This is a genomic window from Stenotrophomonas sp. YAU14A_MKIMI4_1, from assembly GCF_003086855.1.
In the GTDB taxonomy this organism is placed as follows: Bacteria; Pseudomonadota; Gammaproteobacteria; order Xanthomonadales; family Xanthomonadaceae; genus Stenotrophomonas.
In genome coordinates this window covers 2,497,825-2,517,475 of record NZ_CP025998.1, presented here as the reverse complement: position 1 = coordinate 2,517,475, position 19,651 = coordinate 2,497,825, and the positions used below count along the sequence as shown (strand labels likewise).

The following is a 19,651-nucleotide window of genomic DNA, read 5'->3' as shown; positions in this document are numbered from 1 at the left end:
CGAAATCTTCGATTCCGATTGAGATTCATCCACGCATGGCGTCGATCTACCAGATCGCTGGAATCTGTCAGAGGTGGGGCGGGGTCGGATTGCGGGGTGTCAGCCGCATGGATGCGGCTGCCAAGCCTACAAGGACGTACTTGCGGCGTCCCCGCAATCCGACACCGCCCCGCCATCCCACGGATACACAGCTTTTGCCGTCGCCGTTGCCGTTGCATTGAGCGGGTGCAGGGCGCAGCCCTGCCGAACACCCCTTTCATGAAATATGTTTCATGCGCGGCACAGCCTTGTTTTAGGCGCCAGCGCGGATACTTCACGGCCTGCGCTGCCCGCGGTGGGCAGTGGCACTGCTGGAGAGCTGCATGCTCGGCTTTGTCAGGACCGCGCTCAACAAGCCTTACACCTTCGTGGTGATGGCCATTTTCATCTGCATCGTCGGCCCGCTCAGCGCGCTGCGCACGCCCACCGATGTGTTTCCCGACATCGGCATTCCGGTCGTGGCCGTGGTCTGGCAGTACACCGGCCTGTCGCCCGATGCGATGGCCGGCCGCGTGATCTCGCCCTACGAGCGCGCGCTCAGCACCACCGTCAACGACATCGAGCACATCGAATCGCAGTCGCTGGCCGGCATGGGCGTGGTCAAGGTGTTCTTCCAGCCCGGCGTGGATATCCGCACGGCCAACGCGCAGATCACCGCCATCTCGCAGACCATCGTCAAGCAGATGCCGGCCGGCATGACTCCGCCGCTGATCCTCAACTACAGCGCCTCCACCGTGCCGGTGCTGCAGATGGCGTTCTCCAGCCCCACGCTGGGTGAATCGCAGATCCGCGACCTGGCGCAGAACAGCGTGCGCCCCCCGCTCACCTCCATTGCCGGCCTGGCCATTCCCGCGCCCTACGGCGGCAAGCAGCGGCAGATCACCCTGGACCTGGACCCGCAGGCGCTGGCTGCCAAGGGCCTGTCGGCGCAGGACGTGGGCAACGCGCTGGCAGCGCAGAACCAGATCACCCCGGTGGGTACGGCCAAGCTGGGCAGCAATGAGTTCACCGTGCTGCTCAACAACAGCCCCAGTGACATCCAGGCGCTGAATGATCTGCCGATCCGCACGGTGAACGGTGCAGTGGTGACCATCGGCCAGGTGGCGCACGTGCGCGACGGCTCACCGCCGCAGACCAACATCGTGCGGGTGAACGGCGGCCATTCGGTGTTGATGGCCGCCCTGAAGAACGGCGATGCATCCACGCTCACCCTGGTCAGCCGCATCCGCGACATGCTGCCGCAGATCAGCGAGACCCTGCCGCCGTCCCTGAAGATCTCGCTGCTGGGCGATGCGTCCACCTTCGTGCGCGAATCGATCGGCAGCGTGGCCCGCGAGGGCATCATTGCCGCGTTGCTGACCAGCGTGATGATCCTTGTGTTCCTGGGCAGCTGGCGCTCGACGGTGATCATTGCGGCGTCCATTCCGCTGGCGGTGCTGTCGGCCATCGCGCTGCTGTCGGCGGCGGGGCAGACACTGAACGTGATGACCCTGGGTGGCCTGGCGCTGGCGGTGGGCATCCTTGTGGACGATGCGACGGTCACCATCGAGAACGTCAACTGGCACCTGGAGCAGGGCAAGGGCGTGCGCGAGGCGATCCTGGACGGCGCTGCACAGATCGTCGGCCCGGCGTTCGTGTCGCTGCTGTGCATCTGCATCGTGTTCATGCCGATGTTCCTGCTGGACGGCATTGCCGGCTATCTGTTCCGACCGATGGCGCTGGCGGTGATCTTCGCCATGGCCAGTTCGTTCGTGCTGTCGCGCACCCTGGTGCCGACCATGGCGCTGTACCTGCTGAAGCCGCACCGGGTGGAAGGGGGCGTGGGTCACCACCCCGAAGATGCCTTCCTGAACCACCATGAGGGCGACCACCCGCAGCATCGCCGCGCACGTCTGGCCGCGATGCTGGTGCGCTGGCAGCAGCGCTTCGAGTCTGGATTCTCTGCGGTGCGCGACCGCTATCACGCGCTGCTGGGGCTGGCCTTGGCCAACCGCCGACGCTTCCTGGTCGGCTTCATGGCCTGCGTGCTGGTGTCCTTCGCGCTGCTGCCCACCCTGGGCCAGGACTTCTTCCCGGCCACCGAAGCCGGCGCATTGTCGCTGCACGTGCGGCTGCCGCTGGGCACGCGCATCGAGGAAACCGCAGCGGCCTTCGACCGCATCGAAGCGCGCATCCGGCAGGTGGTGCGGCCGCACGAGATCGACGCCATCGTCGACAACCTGGGCCTGCCGATGACCGGTATCAACATGGCCTACAGCGCCAGCGGCACCATCGGGCCGCAGGACGGTGACATCCAGGTCTCGCTGAAGCCGGGCCACGGCGATGCCGTCGCGTATGAAAAGCGCCTGCGCGAAGTACTGCCGTCGGCCTTCCCCGGCACCAGCTTCGCCTTCCTGCCGGCCGACACCAGCAGCCAGATCCTGAACTTCGGTTCGCCCGCGCCGCTGGATGTACGCATTGCCGGGCCCGATGCCGCCGGCAACCGCGCCTATGCGCAGGAACTGCAGCGCCGCCTGCGGCATGTGCCGGGGCTGGTGGACCTGCGCCTGCAGCAGCCCGATGGCTACCCGACCCTGCAGGTGGACGTGGATCGTCTGCGTGCCAACGGGTTGGGCATCACCGAACGCGATGTGACCAACAGCATGGTGGCCTCGCTGGCCGGTAGCGGGCAGGTGGCGCCCACGTTCTGGCTCAGCCCGAAGAACGGCATCTCCTACAGCGTGGTGGCCGCCACCCCGCAGTACCGCATGGACAGCCTGGCGGCGCTGCAGGCACTGCCGGTGACCGGCAGCAGTGGCACGCCGCAGGTACTGGGCGGCCTGGCGCAGATCCAGCGCGGTTCCAGCTCGGCGGTGGTCAGCCACTACAACGTGCAGCCCACGCTGGATCTGTACGCCAGCGTGCAGGGCCGCGATCTGGGTGCCGTGGCGGCCGACGTGCAGCACGTGATCGATGGCATGGCCGGCCAGCGCCCGCGCGGTACCCAGGTCGGCCTGCATGGCCAGATCGATGCGCTGCATGTGGCCTTCACTGGCCTGGGCTACGGCCTGCTGGCCGCGATCGTGCTGATCTACCTGCTGATCGTCATCAACTTCCAGTCCTGGACCGATCCGTTCGTGATCATCACCGCTTTGCCCGCTGGCCTGGCCGGGGTGGTGTGGATGCTGTTCCTGACCCACACCACGCTGTCGGTGCCGGCATTGACCGGAGCCATCCTGTGCATGGGCGTGGCCACGGCCAACTCCATCCTGGTGGTCAGCTTCTGCCGCGAGCGCCTGGCCGAGCATGGCGATGCTGCCAAGGCCGCGCTGGAAGCCGGCTTCACCCGTTTCCGCCCGGTCTGCATGACCGCGCTGGCGATGATCCTGGGCATGTTGCCGACCGCACTGTCCACCGAACAGAACGCGCCGCTGGGCCGCGCGGTGATCGGCGGCCTGCTGCTGGCGACCTGCGCCACCCTGTTGTTCGTGCCGGTGGTGTTCGCCCTGGCCCATTCCCGCAAGTCCGAAACCGCCCCCGCCGGAGAGCCCCTGCATGTCTGATGCTTCCTTGCCGCAGGCGCCGCTGCGCCGCCGTCTGATCCTGGGGGCTGCCATTGCCGTGGCGGTCGTGGCCGCTGGCCTGGCGCTGCGCGCGCAGCAGGCCCATGCGGTGGGCGAATGGACCGAGCAGCAGGCCGTGCCGGCCGTGCAGGTGGTCACCGCCGGTGCGCAGGGCGAAGCGGGCACGCTGACCTTGCCGGCGCACCTGGGGGCCTGGACCGAGGCGCCGATCCATGCGCGCGTGGGCGGCTACCTGAAATCCTGGAACGCCGATATCGGCCAGTCGGTGAAGGCCGGCCAGGTGCTGGCGGTGATCGACAGCCCGGAACTGGACCAGCAGATTGCCCAGGCGCATGCGCACCTGCTGCAGGCGCAGGCGGATGCAGCGTTGGCCAAGGTCAGTGCCGAGCGCTGGCAGGGCATGCTGGGCAGCCACTCGGTATCGCGCCAGGAAGCCGATGAGAAGCAGGCCAATGCCGTGGCCGCGCAGGCCAGCGTGGAAGCGGCGCAGGCCGACTATGCGCGGCTGCAGGAACTGGGGCGCTACCGCACGCTGCGCGCGCCCTTCGACGGCACCGTTACCGCACGCCTGACCGACGTGGGCCAGCTGATCCGCGCCGATGACAGTGGCCGCGAACTGTTCAACATTGCCGATACCCGCCGCCTGCGGCTGATGGTGCCGGTGCCGCAGAACAGTGCGGCCAGCATCCAGCCGGGACTGCAGGCCACGCTGCAGGTACCGGGTCTGGCCGGCCGCCATTTCACCGCCACGTTGCAGGGTGATTCCAGCGCGATCGACCGCAGCTCGGGCACGCTGCTGGCGCAGTTCGTAGTGGACAACGCCGACGGTGCCCTGCTGCCCGGCAGCTACGCCGAGGTGACCCTGCCACTGCAGGGCGGCGCCGACGGCGTAAGCGTACCGGCCGACGTGCTGATCTTCCGCGCCAAGGGCACCCAGGTAGCGGTGCTGGATGCGCACGACGTGGTGCATCTGCGTGACATCCATATCGCCAGCGACCTGGGCAGCACGCTGCGCATCGACCACGGCCTGAAGGCCGGCGAGCGGCTGATTCCGAACCCACCCGATGCGTTGCGCGAGGGCGATCACGTGCGCGTGGTGGCCGCGGCAAAGGAGCCTGCCCATGCGCGCGGTTGAGACCGGCGTCGCCGCATCGCTGGCGCTGCTGCTGGCCGGGTGTTCGCTGGCGCCAACCTACCAGGTGCCTGCGGTCCAGGTGCCGGTGGCGTATGAGCAGCCGACCGGCGGGTCGCCGCAGCCGACACTGGCGCAGGACTGGTGGCGGGCATTCAACGACCCCGTGCTGGACCAGCTGCAGGTGCAGTTGCGCCAGGCCAACCCGAACCTGGCGCTGGCCGTGGCGCACTACGACGCCGCGCGTGCTGCCGCAGGCGAGACCGCCTCGGCACGCGCGCCCCAGGTCGGCTTCAGTACCGGCCCGATGCGCGAGCGGCAGTCGGACGACAAGCCGCTGCGCAGTGCCACCCAGCCAGCGGTGTATGACAGCAATGCGGCCACGTTCTCGCTGTCCTTCGATCTGGATCTGTGGGGCCGGCTGCGCAACGCGGCGGCGGCCGGGCATGCGCGGGCTCAGGCCAGTGCCGATGACCTGGCCGCGGCACGGCTCAGCCTGTCCCAGCAGTTGACCGCCACCTACCTGCAGCTGCGCAACACCGAGGCGCAGCAGGCCATCCTGCGCGACAGCATCGACGACTACCAGCAGGCGCTGCGCCTGACCCAGGACCGCTTCCAGGGCGAGATCGCCTCGGAGCTGGATGTGGCACGCGCCCGCCATCAGCTGGCCAGCGCGCAGGCCGATCTGGATGCGCTGCAGGTGCACCAGGCCATGCTGCGGCACGCGCTGGCCGCGCTGGTGGGGGCGCCGGCAAGTGGCTTCAGCGTGGGGGTGATGGCACAGGCGCCGACCCTGCCGCAGGTGCCCACCGATCTGCCCAGCGCCCTGCTGCAGCAGCGCCCAGACATTGCCGCTGCCGAGCGCCGGGTGTTCGCCGCGAACGCCGGCATCGGCGTGGCACGCGCCGCATGGTTCCCGCAGTTGAGCCTGACCGGCCTGTTCGGTGGCCAGACCTCGGGCAGCAGCGCGCTGCTGGATGCCGGCAACCGCTACTGGGCGCTGGGACCGCTGGCGGCATTGCCGGTGTTCGACGGCGGCCGGCGCAAGGCCGCCAAGGCCGAAGCCTATGCCGAATTCGATGTGGCCTCGGCGCAGTACCGGGCCACGGTGCTGGCGGCAATCCGTGAGGTGGAGGACCAGCTGGTGCAGTTGCACGGCCTGGCCGACCAGCGCGGCCATGAGGAAGAAGCCGTGCAGGCCGCGCGCCGTACCGAGCAGATCGCCCGTGACCGCTACGCCGGTGGCGCGGTGAGCTATCTGGACGTGGTGACCGCGCAGACCGACGCGCGGCAGGCGCAACTGGGGCTGCGGGACATCCAGAGTCGCCAGCTGCAGGCAAGCGCCGCCCTGATGGCCGCCCTGGGCGGGGGCTGGTCGGTGGCGGCAGACGCGCGCGACTGAGGGTGTCTCAGCCTGTGAGAGGGCGGGGCGGAACAATGCCGCCATCGCAGTTCTCACGGGAGTACGGCATGAATGCTTGGATCGGTAACACCATTGGCGCCTACGCGCCGGCTTTCATTGGCTGGGTGCTGGCGCTGGCCGGTTGGCTGCGGCTGGAACAGCTGCGCATCGATCCGCAGGCACAGGCGCTGGTGCCGGTGCTGCAGTGGGGCGTGGTGAGCGCGCTGCTGGTCACGTTGGGGTGCATCGTGGCGGTCAGTGCGATGCTGGCCCGGCGCAGGGGTCCGTAGAGTCGAGCTTGCTCGACTGTTTCGGGAAAAGCAGTCGAGCAAGCTCGACTCTACGGAGCGCGACGTCGAGCACGCTCGACGCCACGGTTACGCGGCCCTCAGCGCAGCAGCGGCGCGGTATCAACCAGCTGCACGTCGTGCATCTGGTCCAGGTAGGCCTCGTAGTACCACTTGTGTGACGCACCGACGATGGCCAGCATGCGCGTGCCGGGGTACTGGCCCAGTACGTCGCGGATGTTGGCAACCATGCGCAGGTTGCGGGTTTCCCAGTAGCCCAGGTAATTGCGGCCGAAACCCTGCGGCGACGGTTCGACCAGCGTGGCGCCGAAGTCGCTGTCATATACCAGCTTGGCGGTGGCCGGATCATTGTCGTTGCGGTAGATCGCCATCAGCCCGTCAGGCGCTGCGACATCGGCGTACAGGCGGTCGTAGGTCGCCCGCCGTGTTGCCCCGGCGGAGGTGTTCCATGCCGCGCGGATCGCCTTGGCGTAGTCCTTCTGCAGTGCCTGCGGGGTAGGGGCATCGGCGGTATGGTCGTCCACCGACCACAGTCGCTCCAGGCCCAGGCGTGCGGCCAGTTCGGCGGCGACCAGACTGACTTCGTCCTTGCGCGCCGCACGGGTGTCGAGGAATTCGACCAGTTCCGCGCTCAGGCTGTCGCCCGCGCGTCGCTCGGCGGTGGGCAGGCGCAGCCACTGCACGATGGCCGAACCGCGCTCGCCTGCGGCCAGGAACACGGCCGCCAGGTAGCGCCGCTGTGCTGGCGTCGGCGCCTTCGGCCAGGTCGCCAGCAGGCGTTCCATCTCGGCATTGGCGGTGGGCACATCCATGCCGGTGGCGGCTTGCGCCGGGGCCGTGTCAACGCAGTAGCTCTTGACGCTGTCGGCGTAGCGGGTGGGATTGCGGCGCATGAAATCGCACTGCAGGCCGGACACGTTCTCAACCGCGATGGCAGTGGGCTGCCAGGCCTGCAGGCGCCCCAGCAGCGGCTCCAGCTGCGCAGGCTTGAACGCCTCCGGCAGGCCGGACAGATGCGGGCTGCCCAGCACCAGCACTTCGTTTACCCGGCCGGCGGGCGGACCCTTCAATTGATCGGGCTGGAACGAGGGGCGATAGCGCCCGTCGTCGGCAGCGGCCAGGGCACTGGCACCGCACAGTGACAACAGGGCAAGACAACGCAGTGGTCGCAGCATGTAGTTTCCTTGCATGAGGTGGCTTCCGTGGAAGTGCACAGCCTGCCAGTGCATGCCGGCACGCATATCTCCCGAAGGTCATGTAAACCTTCTGGCGCTGGCATGCATCGCAGGTTCAAGCGGTGTGCGCGACACTGCCGTTGTAGAGTCGAGCTTGCTCGACTGCTTTTTCCAGGACAGTCGAGCAAGCTCGACTCTACGAAGCGGGCAGTCGAGCAAGCTCGACTCTACCGGGCAGGTTGTCGGGCACGCTCGACGTGGGTGACGCACGTAAAGGAAGCATCTGAATGGAAGCAGCCATTCCCATCGCAATGGTCGGTGCCCTGCTGGGTACCCTGGTCGGTTTCATCGGCCCGGTTCGCTGGCCCTGGCAGTTGCTGCGGTTGGCGCCGCTGCTGGTGCTGCCGGGCGCGTTGTACATCCTCAAGCACACCAGCTGGATCCTGGGCGGCGGCGGGCCGTGGGTGAACGCTGCCCTGATGGCGCTGGTGGGCGCGGTGGGCTACCTGCCGTCGGTGCTGGCCGTGGCCGTGCTGCGCTGGGCGATCTGGCGCCGGGGCTGAACCGACGCTGCAAAAATAGTCCTCAAGGCCCCGCCATGGCGGCCGATATCCAGACTGCCTCCCTTGCCGGAGGCGCTTGCTGCCGCTCCGCGCCATCGCTCGAGTGACGCCGCCCCCCAGGTGTCTGCAGGTTCCAGGCAATCGATGTTCCCGTGGGCATTCCGCCCATGGGTCGCACCGCTCACGGAAACCAAGGAACAGACCATGCTCATGCCAGGCTTCACCGCGGGCGCGCAGGCGCCGGCTGAAACACCGTCCCGTTGGTCTTTCTGGCGCGCCCTGCAGGGGCGTCTGGCCGGGCAGGGCGGCACCGCCGCGTCCGAGACCGCAGCCGAACGCGAGCGCGCCGAGATGGCCGCGCAGGTGGCGGCGCTGCACCGGGTGCAGGCGGTCATCGAATTCGCGCTGGACGGCACCATCCTGCAGGCCAACGACAACTTCCTGCAGGCGGTGGGTTACACCGAAGATGAGATCCGCGGCAAGCACCATTCCCTGTTCGTAGACCCCGAGCACGCCCGCAGCGCCGAGTACCGGGCGTTCTGGGCACGCCTGGGGCAGGGCGAATTCGACGCGGGCCAGTACCGCCGTTTCGGCAAGGGGGGGCGCGAGATCTGGATCCAGGCCTCGTACAACCCGGTGCTGGACCGCTTCGGGCGACCGGTGAAAGTGGTGAAGTTCGCCACTGACATCACCGCGCAGAAGCAGCAGGCCGCCGAGCTGGCCGGGCAGCTGGCGGCGATCGACAAATCACAGGCCGTGATCGAGTTCAGCATGGACGGGCGGATCCTGACCGCCAACGCGAACTTCCTGGCCGCCACCGGCTACACGCTGGACGAGGTGAAGGGGCAGCACCACTCGCTGTTCGTCGAACCGGAGTACCGCGCCAGCCCGGCCTACAAGCAGTTCTGGGAAAAGCTGGGGCGCGGCGAATACGACGCGGGCCAGTACCGGCGGCTGGGCAAGAACGGCCGCGAGGTCTGGATCCAGGCCAGCTACAACCCGATCCTGGACGTGAACGACCGACCGCTGAAGGTCGTGAAATACGCCACCGACATCACCGCGCAGATGCACGAAAGCCAGGCCATGCAGCAGGCCGTGGCGCAGACCCGGGAAGTGGTGGCGGCGGCCAAGCTGGGCGATCTGACCGGGCGCATTCCGCTGGACGGCAAGCGCGGCCCGGTGGCCGAGCTGTGCGAGGGCGTGAACGCGCTGGTGGAGACCATGGCCGGCATCATTGGCCAGATCAAGTTCGCCGCCGACACCATCGCCGTGGGTGCCAGCGAGATTGCGCTGGGCAACAGCGATCTGTCCCAGCGCACCGAACAGCAGGCCGCATCGCTGGAAGAAACGGCGGTGTCGATGAAGGGGCTGGCCGATACCGTGCAGCGCACCGCCGGCAATGCCCGCCAGGCCAGCACGTTGGCCGGCGGCGCGGCCGAAGTGGCTGCACGCGGTGGCAGCGTGGTGCACGAGGTGGTGTCCACGATGGCCGTCATCAACGCGTCGTCGCGGCGCATCGTCGACATCATCGGGGTGATCGACGGCATTGCCTTCCAGACCAACATCCTGGCGCTGAATGCCGCGGTGGAAGCCGCGCGCGCCGGCGAGCATGGGCGCGGTTTTGCCGTGGTGGCCACCGAAATCCGTGAGCTGTCGCAACGCTCGGCCAGTGCGGCAAAGGAGATCAAGCGGTTGATCGACGAATCGGTGGCCAATGTCGGCGCCGGTACCGCCCAGGTGGAAAGCGCCGGGCGCACCATGGACGAGATCGTGCGCGACGTGCGCCGGGTGAGCGATCTGATGGCCGACATCAGCAGCGCCGCGCAGCAGCAGAGTGACGACATCCAGCAGATGAACCAGGCCGTGGACCTGATCGACCAGGGCACGCAGCAGAATGCTGCGCTGGTGGAAGAGGCATCGGCGGCGGCGCGCAGCATGGAAGAGCAATCCGCGCAGCTGCTGCAGACCGTGGCCGGGTTCCGGGTGGAGGCCGGGGTAGGGCACGGTCCTGCCGGGCATGCGCCGGTGCTGCGGGTGGTGTGAGCGCGCGGCGGGACCAGAAACGCCAAAGGCCAGGTCGATGACCTGGCCTTTGATGCGTTGGTGCCGGTGAAAGGACTCGAACCTTCATGGGGTTACCCCCGGCTGATTTTGAGTCAGCTGCGTATACCATTCCGCCACACCGGCAGCAGCGCGCTAGTGTAACCGAGCCCGACGGCTGTTCATAGAGGGCGCCGGAAACTGAGACGATCCCCCCGTAATTTGTCGGTAACGGCACTGTGATGGCTATACTGCACCGGCTTAACACGTGCCGGAGCAAGAGCCCATGTCAGCGTTGCAGGACCTTCGGGTGCTGGTGGTCGAGAACGACGAAATGAGCGCCTCGCTGCTGCAGATGCAGTTGGAACAGTTTGGCGCCGAAGTGGTCGGTGTGGCCGCCTCTGTGGCCGATGCCCTGCGTCTGCTGACCGCCCAACGCCCGGACGTGGTGCTGCTGGATTACCGCCTGGCCCGCAACGAAACCAGCGAACTGGTGGCGGCGGCCTTGGTCGAGGCGGGCGTACCGTTCGTGCTGGCCACCGGCATGAGTGCGGCGCAGTTGCCGGCCGCGATGGGCGCCGGCGTGCTGCTGGTAAAGCCGTACCTGTCCATCGATCTGTGCACCGCGCTGCAGCGTGCGGTGGGGCGATCCAGTCAGGCGGCCTCTTCGTACACGTAGTGGATGTCCTCGCGGTCGTCCAGGATCGCGTACTGCAGCCCCAGCTGGTCCGGATCAGGATTCAGCCAACCATCCAGATGTTCCGGCCGGATCGGCACCACGCCGCGGTCGTGGCCGGCGGCTGCCACGTCGGTTGGCGGCGCGTCGGTAATGGTGGCAAACGACAGCAGTCGGCCTTCGGGCCCTTCCCATTCGGCCCACAGGCAGGCCAGCAGCAGGTCGCGCGGCGGGTCGGGGCGGAATTCCAGGATCACGTCCTGTTCCTTCTCGTCGCTGCCCAGCTGTCGCCCGGCAATGGCATGGCGCGGCACATGCTCGTAGAACGCGCGCACCATCACCACGCCGTGGCGAAGGCCGAAGGCGCCGCGCCAGTAGCCCTCCAGGCTGTCGCGCCGCGCGTTGTAGGTGCCCGGATAGAGCACGTCGTTGCGCGCCGGTTTGTCCGGAAGGCGGCATTGATAGCGCATCGGCTTGATCACCCGCTGGCCGTTCTCGCTGACCATGACCGGCGCGTAGGTGCCGGGGAAGATGCGGCTGTCGCGCGGCAGCAGCTGCACGCGGTGCAGATCGTCCAGGCGCGCCTGCGCACGCTCGATGCGGTTGCCGGCCACGCGCAGGTCGTTGCGGGCCTTCTGCGTGGGGCGGGTGGCCAGCGTGGCAGCGGCAATGTCGCGGCGCTCGCTCTGTTTCACCAGCTCGGCCTGCAGCGCCTGCTGTTCTTCGGCGTGCCATTGCTGGATCTTCGCCACGATGTCGCGGCCCTGCTCAGTGCGCGCGCCAGCAAAGCCATCGTCCATGGCCTTGGGGGTCTTGGGCCGCTTCTTGCCGGGATCGTGCGCGTACAGTTCGGCAAACTCCTCCAGCGACAGCACGGCGCCGTATTCACGGACAAGCTTGGCGTAGTCGGCGCGGATCAGGGCGGAATAGCACATGCGGGCGTGGCCGGTGGAGGTCGCAGCGGCTGCGACGGGAGTGCGGCAGGATAGCCGGACAATCCGGGAGAACGTGTATGAATGCTGCAAGCAACTGCCAGTTCCGCGACGCGGTGCCCACGGTGGAAGACTACTGCCAACTGCGGGCCTTGGCTGGGCTGAGTGCCAAGACCCATGAGGCCGCCGAGCGTGCGCTGCCCAATACGGTGTTCGGGGTGTGCGCCTACCAGGGCAGTGAACTGGTGGCGATGGGCCGGATCATTGGTGATGGCGGCTGCCATCTGCAGGTGTGCGACATCGCGGTTCTGCCGCGGCTGCAGGGGCAGGGGCTGGGCAAGCAGGTGATGGCGCGGCTGGATGACTGGATGCGGGCCAATCTGCCGCCATCGGCATACGTGAGCCTGCTTGCCGATGGCGAGGCGCACCGCCTGTACGCGCAGTTCGGGTTCGCACCCACCGCGCCGGCATCGATCGGCATGTACCGGCGGTTTTGAGTTCCGTGCGTTGAGGCATTGATCCACGCATGGCGTGGATCTACCGGGATGTGCAGTAGATCCACGCCATGCGTGGATGCACCCGCCAGGATCGCAGACAAAAAAAACCCGGCCGAAGCCGGGTTTTTCAAAGAATTGGCGTCCCCACGGGGATTCGAACCCCGGTCGCCACCGTGAAAGGGTGATGTCCTAGGCCTCTAGACGATGGGGACGCACGAAAACTTCAAGTTGTAGAACTTCGACGGCCTAATGTCGAAGTGGTGGAGCCAAGCGGGATCGAACCGCTGACCTCCTGCATGCCATGCAGGCGCTCTCCCAGCTGAGCTATGGCCCCAATGAAACCGCGGATGATCTGCCGGGAGCAGAGTCCGTTTTGAAACTGGCGTCCCCACGGGGATTCGAACCCCGGTCGCCACCGTGAAAGGGTGATGTCCTAGGCCTCTAGACGATGGGGACGCACGAAAAACTTCAAGTTGTAGAACCTTCGACGGCCTAATGTCGAAAGTGGTGGAGCCAAGCGGGATCGAACCGCTGACCTCCTGCATGCCATGCAGGCGCTCTCCCAGCTGAGCTATGGCCCCGTGTTACCGAGCCGCCTATCTTACCAGCGTATTCACCTTTGTGGAAGCTTTTTTTCGCTTTCTTCGTTGGAGTTCCGCCAGGCCACGAGGGCAGGGGATCCACAACGCCACAACCTGAACGCCGGTGGGCGGTGAACAAAAAAGACCCGGTTATCGGCCGGGTCCTCGTTGTTCATGATGAGTTGGCGTCCCCACGGGGATTCGAACCCCGGTCGCCACCGTGAAAGGGTGATGTCCTAGGCCTCTAGACGATGGGGACGCAGATCTCATCAATGTTCTTTGCGACCTTTCGACGGCCTAATGCCGAAAGTTTGGTGGAGCCAAGCGGGATCGAACCGCTGACCTCCTGCATGCCATGCAGGCGCTCTCCCAGCTGAGCTATGGCCCCACGTCGCTGAGGAGCGAAATAATAGCTGTGCCCCCGGGGGTTGGCAAGCATTTGTTGCACTTTTCTTCACGTCGTTTGCGACGCCCGTGTCAGCCACCCGGCAGACGCTGTGCGCGCAGGCGCAGCGCGTTGCTGATCACCGAAACCGAGCTCAGGCTCATCGCCACCGCAGCCAGCATTGGCGACAGCGAAATGCCCCAGGGCACCAGCACACCGGCGGCCACCGGAATGCCCAGGCCGTTGTAGAGGAAGGCGAAGCCCAGGTTCTGCCGCATGTTGCGCACGGTTGCACGCGACAACTGGCGCGCACGCAGGATGCCGCGCAGATCGCCTTTCACCAGCGTGACCTGTGCACTGGACATGGCCACATCGGTGCCGGTGCCCATGGCAACGCCGACGGCGGCGCTGGCCAGGGCAGGCGCGTCGTTGATGCCATCGCCGGCCATCGCCACCGTGCGGCCCTGCGCCTGCAGCTGCTCCACCAGTGCGGCCTTGTCAGCCGGGCGCGTTTCGCCGTGTACCTCGTCCAGGCCCAGCGTGCTGGCCACGGCCTGTGCGGTCAGCAGGCCATCGCCGGTGGCCATGATGATGCGCAGGCCATCCTGGCGCAGCGCCGCGATCGCTTCGGCCGTGGTGGGCTTGATCGGATCGGCCACCGACAGCAGGCCGGCCAGCTGCCCGTCCGCCGCCAGATACATCACGCTGGCACCGCGCCGGCGCAGGGCGTCGGCGGTGTCCTGCAGCGGCGTCACGTCGATGCCGTGTTCGTCCATCAGGGCGGTGTTGCCCAGCCACAGCTGGCGCCCCTCAATGCGGCCGACCACACCGAGCCCGGTGATCGAATCAAAGTCCTGCACGGGCAGCAGTTCCATCGTGCGCAGGCGTGCTTCGGCCACGATGGCGGCGGCCAGCGGATGTTCGCTGCCCTGCTCCAGGCTGGCGGCCCAGTGCAGCACCTGGTCGGGCGCATGGCCGTCGGTGGCATGCACCGTGTCGAACGCCGGGCGACCTTCGGTAAGCGTGCCGGTCTTGTCCACCACCAGCGTATCGACCTTCACCAGGGCCTCGATGGCCTCGGCGTCGCGGAACAGCACGCCGTGCTGCGCAGCGCGACCGGTGGCCACCATGATCGACATCGGTGTGGCCAGGCCCAGCGCACAGGGGCAGGCAATGATCAGCACCGCTACCGCACTCAGTACGCCATGGGTCCACGACGGTTCCGGTCCGAACAGACCCCAGCCGAACAGCGTCAATACGGCCACCGCCAGCACCGCCAGCACGAACCAATAGGCAACCTTGTCCGCCATGCGCTGCATCGGCGCGCGCGAGCGTTGCGCCTGCGCCACCAACTGCACGATCTGCGCCAGCATGCTGGCATCGCCCACACGCTCGGCCTCGATCACCAGCGCGCCCGAACCGTTCAACGTGGCGCCGATCACACTGTCGCCCGCCTGCTTGCTGACAGGCACCGGTTCGCCGGTCAGCATCGATTCGTCCAGCGTGGAGCGACCTTCCAGCACGCGGCCATCCACCGGCACCTTCTCGCCGGGGCGAACGCGCAGGCGGTCGCCGGCCTTCACGGCACTCAATTCCACGTCGTGTTCGCTGCCGTCGGCGTCGATGCGTCGTGCCGTCTTCGGCGCCAGGCCCAGCAGCGCCTTGATCGCGGCCGAGGTGCGGGCACGGGCACGCAGTTCCATCAACTGGCCCAGCAGGGTGAGCGAAATGATCACCGCCGCGGCTTCGAAGTACACGCCCACGTGCCCATGCTGCTGGAACGAGGGCGGGAACAGGCCCGGGGCCACGGTGGCGACCACGCTGTAGCCGTAAGCGGCGATCACGCCGGTGCCGATCAGGGTCCACATGTTCGGGCTGCGGTTGCGGATCGACTGCGCCCAGCGCTGCAGGAACGGCCAGCCGGCCCACAGCACCACCGGCGTGGCCAGCGCGCCTTCGATCAATACCCGCACGGTGGGCGACAGCGCGTGCAGCAGGGGCGTCATCGCCAGCATCGCCAGCGCCATCGTGGCCATGCTCAGCGGCAGCGACACCCAGAAGCGGCGGCGGAAGTCGGTAAGCTCCGGGTTCTCGCCGTCGTCCAGGCTGGGCATCATCGGTTCCAGCGCCATGCCGCAGATCGGGCAGGTGCCGGGGCCTTCCTGCACGATTTCTGGATCCATCGGGCAGGTGTACAGCGTGCCCGCCGGCACGGGGGGCGCCACATGCGAAGCCGGGTCCAGATAGCGCTGCGGATCGGCCAGGAACTTCTGCCGGCAGCCGCCGCTGCAGAAGTGGTAGGCCGTGCCCTGGTGCTGGGCGTGGTGTGGGGTGGTGGCGGGGTCGACGTCCATGCCGCAGACCAGGTCCTTCACCGTGTTGGCGGTCTTCTTCGAGCCGCCGCAGCAACTGGCCTTGGCCGCGGGCGCGTTGTGGTCGTGCGCGGGGCCGGTATGCGTGCTGTTCATGCGTTGTCCTCGGTCAGCGCGGCCAGGATCGGGCACTGTTCAAGCGCGCCGTGGCCCGGGCAGGCATCCACCAGCTGTGACAGCGCCGCCTGCATGCGTTGCAGTTCGACCATGCGCTGTTCGATATCGGCCAGCCGCGCCCGTGCGGTATCGCGCACGCTGCCCATGTCCTGCGCATGGCGGTCGCTCAGGGCCAGCAGCTCGGCGATTTCTTCCAGGCTGAACCCCAGCGCCTTGGCGCGCCGGATGAAGCGCAGCCGGCGCAGGTCCTGCTGGCCGAAGATGCGATAGCCGCCGGCCGACCGCGCTGCGGTGGGCAGCAGGTGCTGCCGCTCGTAATAGCGGACGGTGTCGATCGGCACGCCTGCTTCGCGTGCCAGCTGCCCGATGTTCATGGCGCACTCCCGTGGAATCTGCGGCCATTGTGAACCCTTGAGTCTGGTCCAGAGTCAAGGGTTGTGAACGGAAGCCGCTCATCAGGGATATTTGCAACTTTCTTCATAGCCCCCGCTCCGGGGCGGTTCCTACCCTTCGTCTGCACCGGCCGCTGGATGGCCTGAACGAACGGAGGAAGGGCTGTGGACGCACTCAATAGCGAAGGATTCGTGGAGGTTGCAGTGGTGGAGTACCCGGGCGGTGACCCCTCGGCGGCGTCGGTCCTTGCCGAGATGGCGCATGTTGCCAATCGCCTGGCCCAGCAGAAGAAGCGCCCCTTCCCGCGGGTGCTGATCACGCGCTGGATCGTTCCGGCCAGCAACAGCGGTGTGCATCGGCTGGCGGGTGCGGACATGCTGGATGCGGCCATTCCTGCGGTCATCGCCTTGCCGACCCTGGTCAGCCCCGGGGCCGCGCTGCGTACCGAAGATGTGCTGCTGGACTGGCTGCGGGCACATTACGACGGTGGCAGCCTGCTGGCGGCCGCCGGCGATGGCGTGGGTGTGCTGGCCCGTGCCGGGCTGCTGGCCGGGCGCACCGTGTCCGGTCCGGACCTGAGCCGCTATCCCGGGCTGCAGGGCCAACCGTCCAGCTGGGCCCCCAGTGAGCGCGCGCTGGTGGACGATGGCGATGTGTTGACGGTGGGCGGCAGCCAGGCCTGGCGTTTCATGGGGCTGCGCCTGCTGTACCGGCTGCATGGGCAGGGCGTGGCCAGCGAGGTGGCCGCACAGCTGGGCATCAGCGTGCCGGTGGCGATCCAGCAGGATCTGGAACGCTTCAGTGCGAACTTCGCCCATGGCGACCGCGATGTGCTGAAGGCGCAACGCTGGCTGCACACCACCGCAGCGCGCGGCGCCACCCTCACCAGCATCTGTGAAATGTCCGGGCTGGAGCCGCGCACCCTGCAGCGGCGCTTCCTGAAGGCCACCGGCCTGCGTCCCATCGAATATTGCCAGCGGCTGCGCATTGCCAAGGCGCAGGCCATGCTGCAACAGGGCGCCAGCATCGATGAGGTCGCCTGGGGCGTGGGCTATGCCGACCAGAGCGCGTTCCGCCGCCTGTTCCTGCGCATCATCGGGATGACACCGGCCAACTATCGGCGCCACGTGAGCTGCAACAAGCAGCGCGAGCGTGCCGCGGTGGCTGCGGCCACGGCCACCGTGCGCGGGCTGCGGCCATCGCCGGAACTGCAGATGCGGCGCGATGCCGCCTGACCCGCAGCCCGGCCGCCCCTTGCCTTTGCAGCGGGCGGCTTTGAACATGCAGTGTGCTGTAACGGATTGAGTGGCGTATGTCGAGTGTAGGGCCGGTGCCGATGCCGGTGATTCTGATCATGCTGGCCTTGTTGGCAGCGATGGGCCTGGCCCGGTTGTGGCCGCGCGCCACGGCCGGCGATGCGGCGCCGGCGCCGGCCAGCGTGGTGCTGGACATGCTGCTGTTGGGCCTGCTCTGCGGGCGCTTGGCGTTCGTCGCGTTGAACTTCGAACTGTATCGGCCGTCACCGTGGTCGGTGCTGCAGATTGCCGATGGCGGCTACTCGGTCCCCGTGGCACTGCTGTCAGGCGCTGGCTGGGGGCTGTGGGCGCTGCGCCGGCATCCGCGCCTGCGCCTGCCGGTGTTCAGCAGTGCGGCCCTGGGTGTGTTGTTGTGGGCGGGCGGCGGCATCGCGGTGTCGCAGTGGCAGGCCGCACACATGCCGCTGCCAGCGGTGCAGACGGTGGATCTGCACGGGCAGCCACAGGCGCTGCAGCAGTTCCAGGGGCGCCCGCTGGTGCTGAACCTGTGGGCGACCTGGTGCGGCCCATGCCGGCGCGAGATGCCGGTCCTGGCCCAGGCGCAGCAGGCGCATCCACAGATCCAGTTCGCCTTCGTCAACCAGGGTGAAACCACCGGGGACGTGCAGGCATTCCTGTCCGCCAATGGTCTGGCGCTGGACAACGTGCTGCTGGATGAAGCGTCCGAGGCGTCCACGGTGCTGGGGGTGAAGGCGTACCCGTCCACGCTGTTCTTCGATGCGCAGGGGCGCCTGCAGGAGCTGCACCTGGGTGAACTGACCGCCGCCGGCCTTGAACACAAACTGCGCCGGCTGCGGTAGCCTGCCCCGGCATTTCATTCCGGAGTTCCCATGCTGTCCATTTCCCCGCGCGTTGCGCACAAGGCCCTGATCCTGCCGGCACTGCTGGCGCTGGCTGCCTGCAGCCAGGCGCAGACCCCGCAGGGCAAGGCGGAAGCCCAGCCGACAGCCGCCGCAGCCAAGGGCGATCGCCCGGCGGTGCTGCAGGGCATCGAGAAGCACGGCTTCCAGGTCGTGGCCGAGTTCGATGCGCCCGGTGGCCTGCGTGGCTTTGCCGGCGTGGTCAATGGCCAGCAGCCGGCGGCCGCTTACGTGACGGCTGATGGCAAGAACGTGCTGGTCGGCAGCCTGTTCGACGCGCAGGGCAACGAAGTGGCCGCCGACAAGGTGGAAAAGCTGGTGGCCGGCCCGATGTCCGAACGCATCTGGAAGGATCTGGAAGGCAGCGCCTGGGTGCGCGATGGCAAGGCCGACGCGCCGCGTGTGGTCTACACCTTCAGTGATGCCAACTGCCCGTACTGCCACAAGTTCTGGGAAGCGGCACGGCCGTGGGTGGATACCGGCAAGGTGCAGCTGCGCCACGTGCTGGTGGGCGTGATCCGTGAGGACAGCCCGGCCAAGGCCGCCGCCATTCTGTCCGCGCGTGACCCCAGCGCCGCACTGCTGCAGAACGAACACCAGTTCGAGCAGGGCGGCATCAAGCCGGTGGCCACGATCAGCCCCGAACTGGCCGGCAAGCTCAATGCCAACCAGGAACTGATGATCAAACTGGGCTTCCAGGGCACGCCGGGCATCCTCTTCCAGGATGCGCAGGGCCAGGTGCAGCGTCGCTCGGGCATGCCGCAGGGTACCGATCTGCAGACGGTGCTGGGCCCGCGCTGACGGCGCCGGGACGTGTGCCGACGCGGTTCGGCACACGTCGGTAGTGCTGTCGCATTCTGCGACACGGCGGCTGTGCGGACGGCGCAGTCGCCTTGCCGGTGTCACCGATGAAGCGTGACCTGGTTCAAGAGTTCTGCCTTGATTGCGATCAAGGCCAAAAGCGACACGCTGGCTACGCTGGTGTGCATGAAACCCCGCACGGCAGCGCATTTCGCACCTCCTGGCACGTGGCTGAATCCGCAGCGCCACGGCGTGCCGTTCACGACACTCTCACTCCGCGCTTGTTACCCAGACCGCTGCGACCGCCACCTCTCCGGCAGCGTGGCCGCAGCGGCGAAGACGTCGACAGCCGCAGGGCAGTGTCATCGTCCTGTTGCCTGCGATGGGCAGGCTGTCAGCGCTCGCCAACGCAGTACCTGCATTTCCAGTAGCGGTGGGGTGTCCACCTGGCTGCGCCCATGCGCACGCCGGCAGCGCCCTGCGATCGTTCGTTTGGGGA

At 67.6% G+C, this 19,651-nt stretch carries 15 protein-coding genes and 7 tRNA genes; 11 read left to right on the top strand and 11 right to left on the bottom strand.

Annotated elements, in window-relative coordinates:
• Positions 1–362: 362 nt before the first annotated feature.
• The 4 genes from C1931_RS11580 (at position 363) to C1931_RS11565 (ending at position 6,426) form a co-directional block, all read left to right on the top strand.
• The gene (locus tag C1931_RS11580) at positions 363–3,581 is read left to right on the top strand and encodes an efflux RND transporter permease subunit (RefSeq protein ID WP_108757742.1); all 3,219 of its coding nucleotides are present in this window, start codon (positions 363–365) and stop codon (positions 3,579–3,581) included.
• Positions 3,574–4,737 carry an efflux RND transporter periplasmic adaptor subunit gene (locus C1931_RS11575; RefSeq protein WP_108756454.1) on the top strand — a complete coding sequence of 388 codons (1,164 nt, stop codon included), beginning with the start codon at positions 3,574–3,576 and terminating at the stop codon, positions 4,735–4,737. Before C1931_RS11580 ends, C1931_RS11575 begins: the two co-directional genes overlap by 8 nt.
• Positions 4,724–6,136, top strand: coding sequence for an efflux transporter outer membrane subunit (locus tag C1931_RS11570; protein WP_108756453.1), 1,413 nt, complete (start codon positions 4,724–4,726; stop codon positions 6,134–6,136). Before C1931_RS11575 ends, C1931_RS11570 begins: the two co-directional genes overlap by 14 nt.
• A gap of 68 nt (positions 6,137–6,204) precedes the next feature.
• Positions 6,205–6,426 carry a hypothetical protein gene (locus tag C1931_RS11565; protein WP_108756452.1) on the top strand — a complete coding sequence of 74 codons (222 nt, stop codon included), beginning with the start codon at positions 6,205–6,207 and terminating at the stop codon, positions 6,424–6,426.
• Between the two features lie 98 nt (positions 6,427–6,524).
• Here the strand turns inward: C1931_RS11565 and C1931_RS11560 are convergent, their stop codons facing one another.
• Positions 6,525–7,619, bottom strand: coding sequence for a DUF5694 domain-containing protein (locus C1931_RS11560; protein WP_108756451.1), 1,095 nt, complete (start codon positions 7,617–7,619; stop codon positions 6,525–6,527).
• Between the two features lie 287 nt (positions 7,620–7,906).
• Between C1931_RS11560 and C1931_RS11555 the strand changes: the two genes are divergently transcribed.
• On the top strand, positions 7,907–8,182 hold the full coding sequence (locus tag C1931_RS11555) for a hypothetical protein (protein ID WP_108756450.1): 276 nt from the start codon (positions 7,907–7,909) through the stop codon (positions 8,180–8,182).
• 204 nt (positions 8,183–8,386) lie between these two features.
• Complete coding sequence (locus tag C1931_RS11550) at positions 8,387–10,225, top strand: methyl-accepting chemotaxis protein (RefSeq protein WP_108757741.1); 1,839 nt, start codon at positions 8,387–8,389, stop codon at positions 10,223–10,225.
• Between the two features lie 58 nt (positions 10,226–10,283).
• Here the strand turns inward: C1931_RS11550 and C1931_RS11545 are convergent.
• Positions 10,284–10,369 (bottom strand) — tRNA-Leu (locus C1931_RS11545).
• 139 nt (positions 10,370–10,508) lie between these two features.
• Here C1931_RS11545 and C1931_RS11540 point away from each other — a divergent pair.
• On the top strand, positions 10,509–10,901 hold the full coding sequence (locus C1931_RS11540; protein WP_108756449.1) for a response regulator: 393 nt from the start codon (positions 10,509–10,511) through the stop codon (positions 10,899–10,901).
• Here the strand turns inward: C1931_RS11540 and C1931_RS11535 are convergent.
• Complete coding sequence (locus C1931_RS11535) at positions 10,877–11,833, bottom strand: SOS response-associated peptidase family protein (RefSeq protein ID WP_108756448.1); 957 nt, start codon at positions 11,831–11,833, stop codon at positions 10,877–10,879. The genes C1931_RS11540 and C1931_RS11535 overlap by 25 nt on opposite strands.
• Before the next feature lie 77 nt (positions 11,834–11,910).
• On the opposite strand from C1931_RS11535, the gene C1931_RS11530 reads away from it, so the two are divergent.
• Positions 11,911–12,327 carry a GNAT family N-acetyltransferase gene (locus tag C1931_RS11530; RefSeq protein WP_108756447.1) on the top strand — a complete coding sequence of 139 codons (417 nt, stop codon included), beginning with the start codon at positions 11,911–11,913 and terminating at the stop codon, positions 12,325–12,327.
• A 136-nt stretch (positions 12,328–12,463) separates the two neighbouring features.
• Here the strand turns inward: C1931_RS11530 and C1931_RS11525 are convergent.
• From C1931_RS11525 to C1931_RS11490, 8 genes are all read right to left on the bottom strand, one after another.
• A tRNA-Glu gene (locus C1931_RS11525) sits at positions 12,464–12,539 on the bottom strand.
• 46 nt (positions 12,540–12,585) lie between these two features.
• Positions 12,586–12,661, bottom strand: a tRNA-Ala gene (locus tag C1931_RS11520).
• A gap of 46 nt (positions 12,662–12,707) precedes the next feature.
• Positions 12,708–12,783 (bottom strand) — tRNA-Glu (locus C1931_RS11515).
• 49 nt (positions 12,784–12,832) lie between these two features.
• A tRNA-Ala gene (locus C1931_RS11510) sits at positions 12,833–12,908 on the bottom strand.
• 183 nt (positions 12,909–13,091) lie between these two features.
• Positions 13,092–13,167 (bottom strand) — tRNA-Glu (locus C1931_RS11505).
• A 53-nt stretch (positions 13,168–13,220) separates the two neighbouring features.
• Positions 13,221–13,296 (bottom strand) — tRNA-Ala (locus C1931_RS11500).
• Between the two features lie 89 nt (positions 13,297–13,385).
• Positions 13,386–15,761, bottom strand: coding sequence for a heavy metal translocating P-type ATPase (locus tag C1931_RS11495; protein WP_108756446.1), 2,376 nt, complete (start codon positions 15,759–15,761; stop codon positions 13,386–13,388).
• Positions 15,758–16,156 (bottom strand): heavy metal-responsive transcriptional regulator, encoded by a 399-nt coding sequence (locus C1931_RS11490; RefSeq protein ID WP_108756445.1) that lies wholly within the window; start codon positions 16,154–16,156, stop codon positions 15,758–15,760. Before C1931_RS11490 ends, C1931_RS11495 begins: the two co-directional genes overlap by 4 nt.
• 183 nt (positions 16,157–16,339) lie before the next feature.
• On the opposite strand from C1931_RS11490, the gene C1931_RS11485 reads away from it, so the two are divergent.
• The 3 genes from C1931_RS11485 to dsbG all read left to right on the top strand — a co-directional run bounded on the left by C1931_RS11485 (position 16,340) and on the right by dsbG (position 19,152).
• Positions 16,340–17,410, top strand: coding sequence for a helix-turn-helix domain-containing protein (locus tag C1931_RS11485; protein ID WP_108756444.1), 1,071 nt, complete (start codon positions 16,340–16,342; stop codon positions 17,408–17,410).
• Positions 17,411–17,487: 77 nt separating this feature from the next.
• Positions 17,488–18,291: a TlpA disulfide reductase family protein gene (locus C1931_RS11480; RefSeq protein ID WP_108756443.1), complete on the top strand. Its 804-nt coding sequence runs from the start codon at positions 17,488–17,490 to the stop codon at positions 18,289–18,291.
• A gap of 30 nt (positions 18,292–18,321) precedes the next feature.
• The gene (gene dsbG / locus C1931_RS11475) at positions 18,322–19,152 is read left to right on the top strand and encodes a thiol:disulfide interchange protein DsbG (protein ID WP_108756442.1); all 831 of its coding nucleotides are present in this window, start codon (positions 18,322–18,324) and stop codon (positions 19,150–19,152) included.
• Positions 19,153–19,651 lie beyond the last annotated feature (499 nt).

Coding starts and splice junctions, on each gene's coding strand:
- C1931_RS11580 (WP_108757742.1), top strand. CDS start 363: ATGCTCGGCTTTGTCAGGACCGCGCTCAACAAGCCTTACACCTTCGTG.
- C1931_RS11575 (WP_108756454.1), top strand. CDS start 3,574: ATGTCTGATGCTTCCTTGCCGCAGGCGCCGCTGCGCCGCCGTCTGATC.
- C1931_RS11570 (WP_108756453.1), top strand. CDS start 4,724: ATGCGCGCGGTTGAGACCGGCGTCGCCGCATCGCTGGCGCTGCTGCTG.
- C1931_RS11565 (WP_108756452.1), top strand. CDS start 6,205: ATGAATGCTTGGATCGGTAACACCATTGGCGCCTACGCGCCGGCTTTC.
- C1931_RS11560 (WP_108756451.1), bottom strand. CDS start 7,619: ATGCTGCGACCACTGCGTTGTCTTGCCCTGTTGTCACTGTGCGGTGCC.
- C1931_RS11555 (WP_108756450.1), top strand. CDS start 7,907: ATGGAAGCAGCCATTCCCATCGCAATGGTCGGTGCCCTGCTGGGTACC.
- C1931_RS11550 (WP_108757741.1), top strand. CDS start 8,387: ATGCTCATGCCAGGCTTCACCGCGGGCGCGCAGGCGCCGGCTGAAACA.
- C1931_RS11540 (WP_108756449.1), top strand. CDS start 10,509: ATGTCAGCGTTGCAGGACCTTCGGGTGCTGGTGGTCGAGAACGACGAA.
- C1931_RS11535 (WP_108756448.1), bottom strand. CDS start 11,833: ATGTGCTATTCCGCCCTGATCCGCGCCGACTACGCCAAGCTTGTCCGT.
- C1931_RS11530 (WP_108756447.1), top strand. CDS start 11,911: ATGAATGCTGCAAGCAACTGCCAGTTCCGCGACGCGGTGCCCACGGTG.
- C1931_RS11495 (WP_108756446.1), bottom strand. CDS start 15,761: ATGAACAGCACGCATACCGGCCCCGCGCACGACCACAACGCGCCCGCG.
- C1931_RS11490 (WP_108756445.1), bottom strand. CDS start 16,156: ATGAACATCGGGCAGCTGGCACGCGAAGCAGGCGTGCCGATCGACACC.
- C1931_RS11480 (WP_108756443.1), top strand. CDS start 17,488: ATGTCGAGTGTAGGGCCGGTGCCGATGCCGGTGATTCTGATCATGCTG.
- dsbG (WP_108756442.1), top strand. CDS start 18,322: ATGCTGTCCATTTCCCCGCGCGTTGCGCACAAGGCCCTGATCCTGCCG.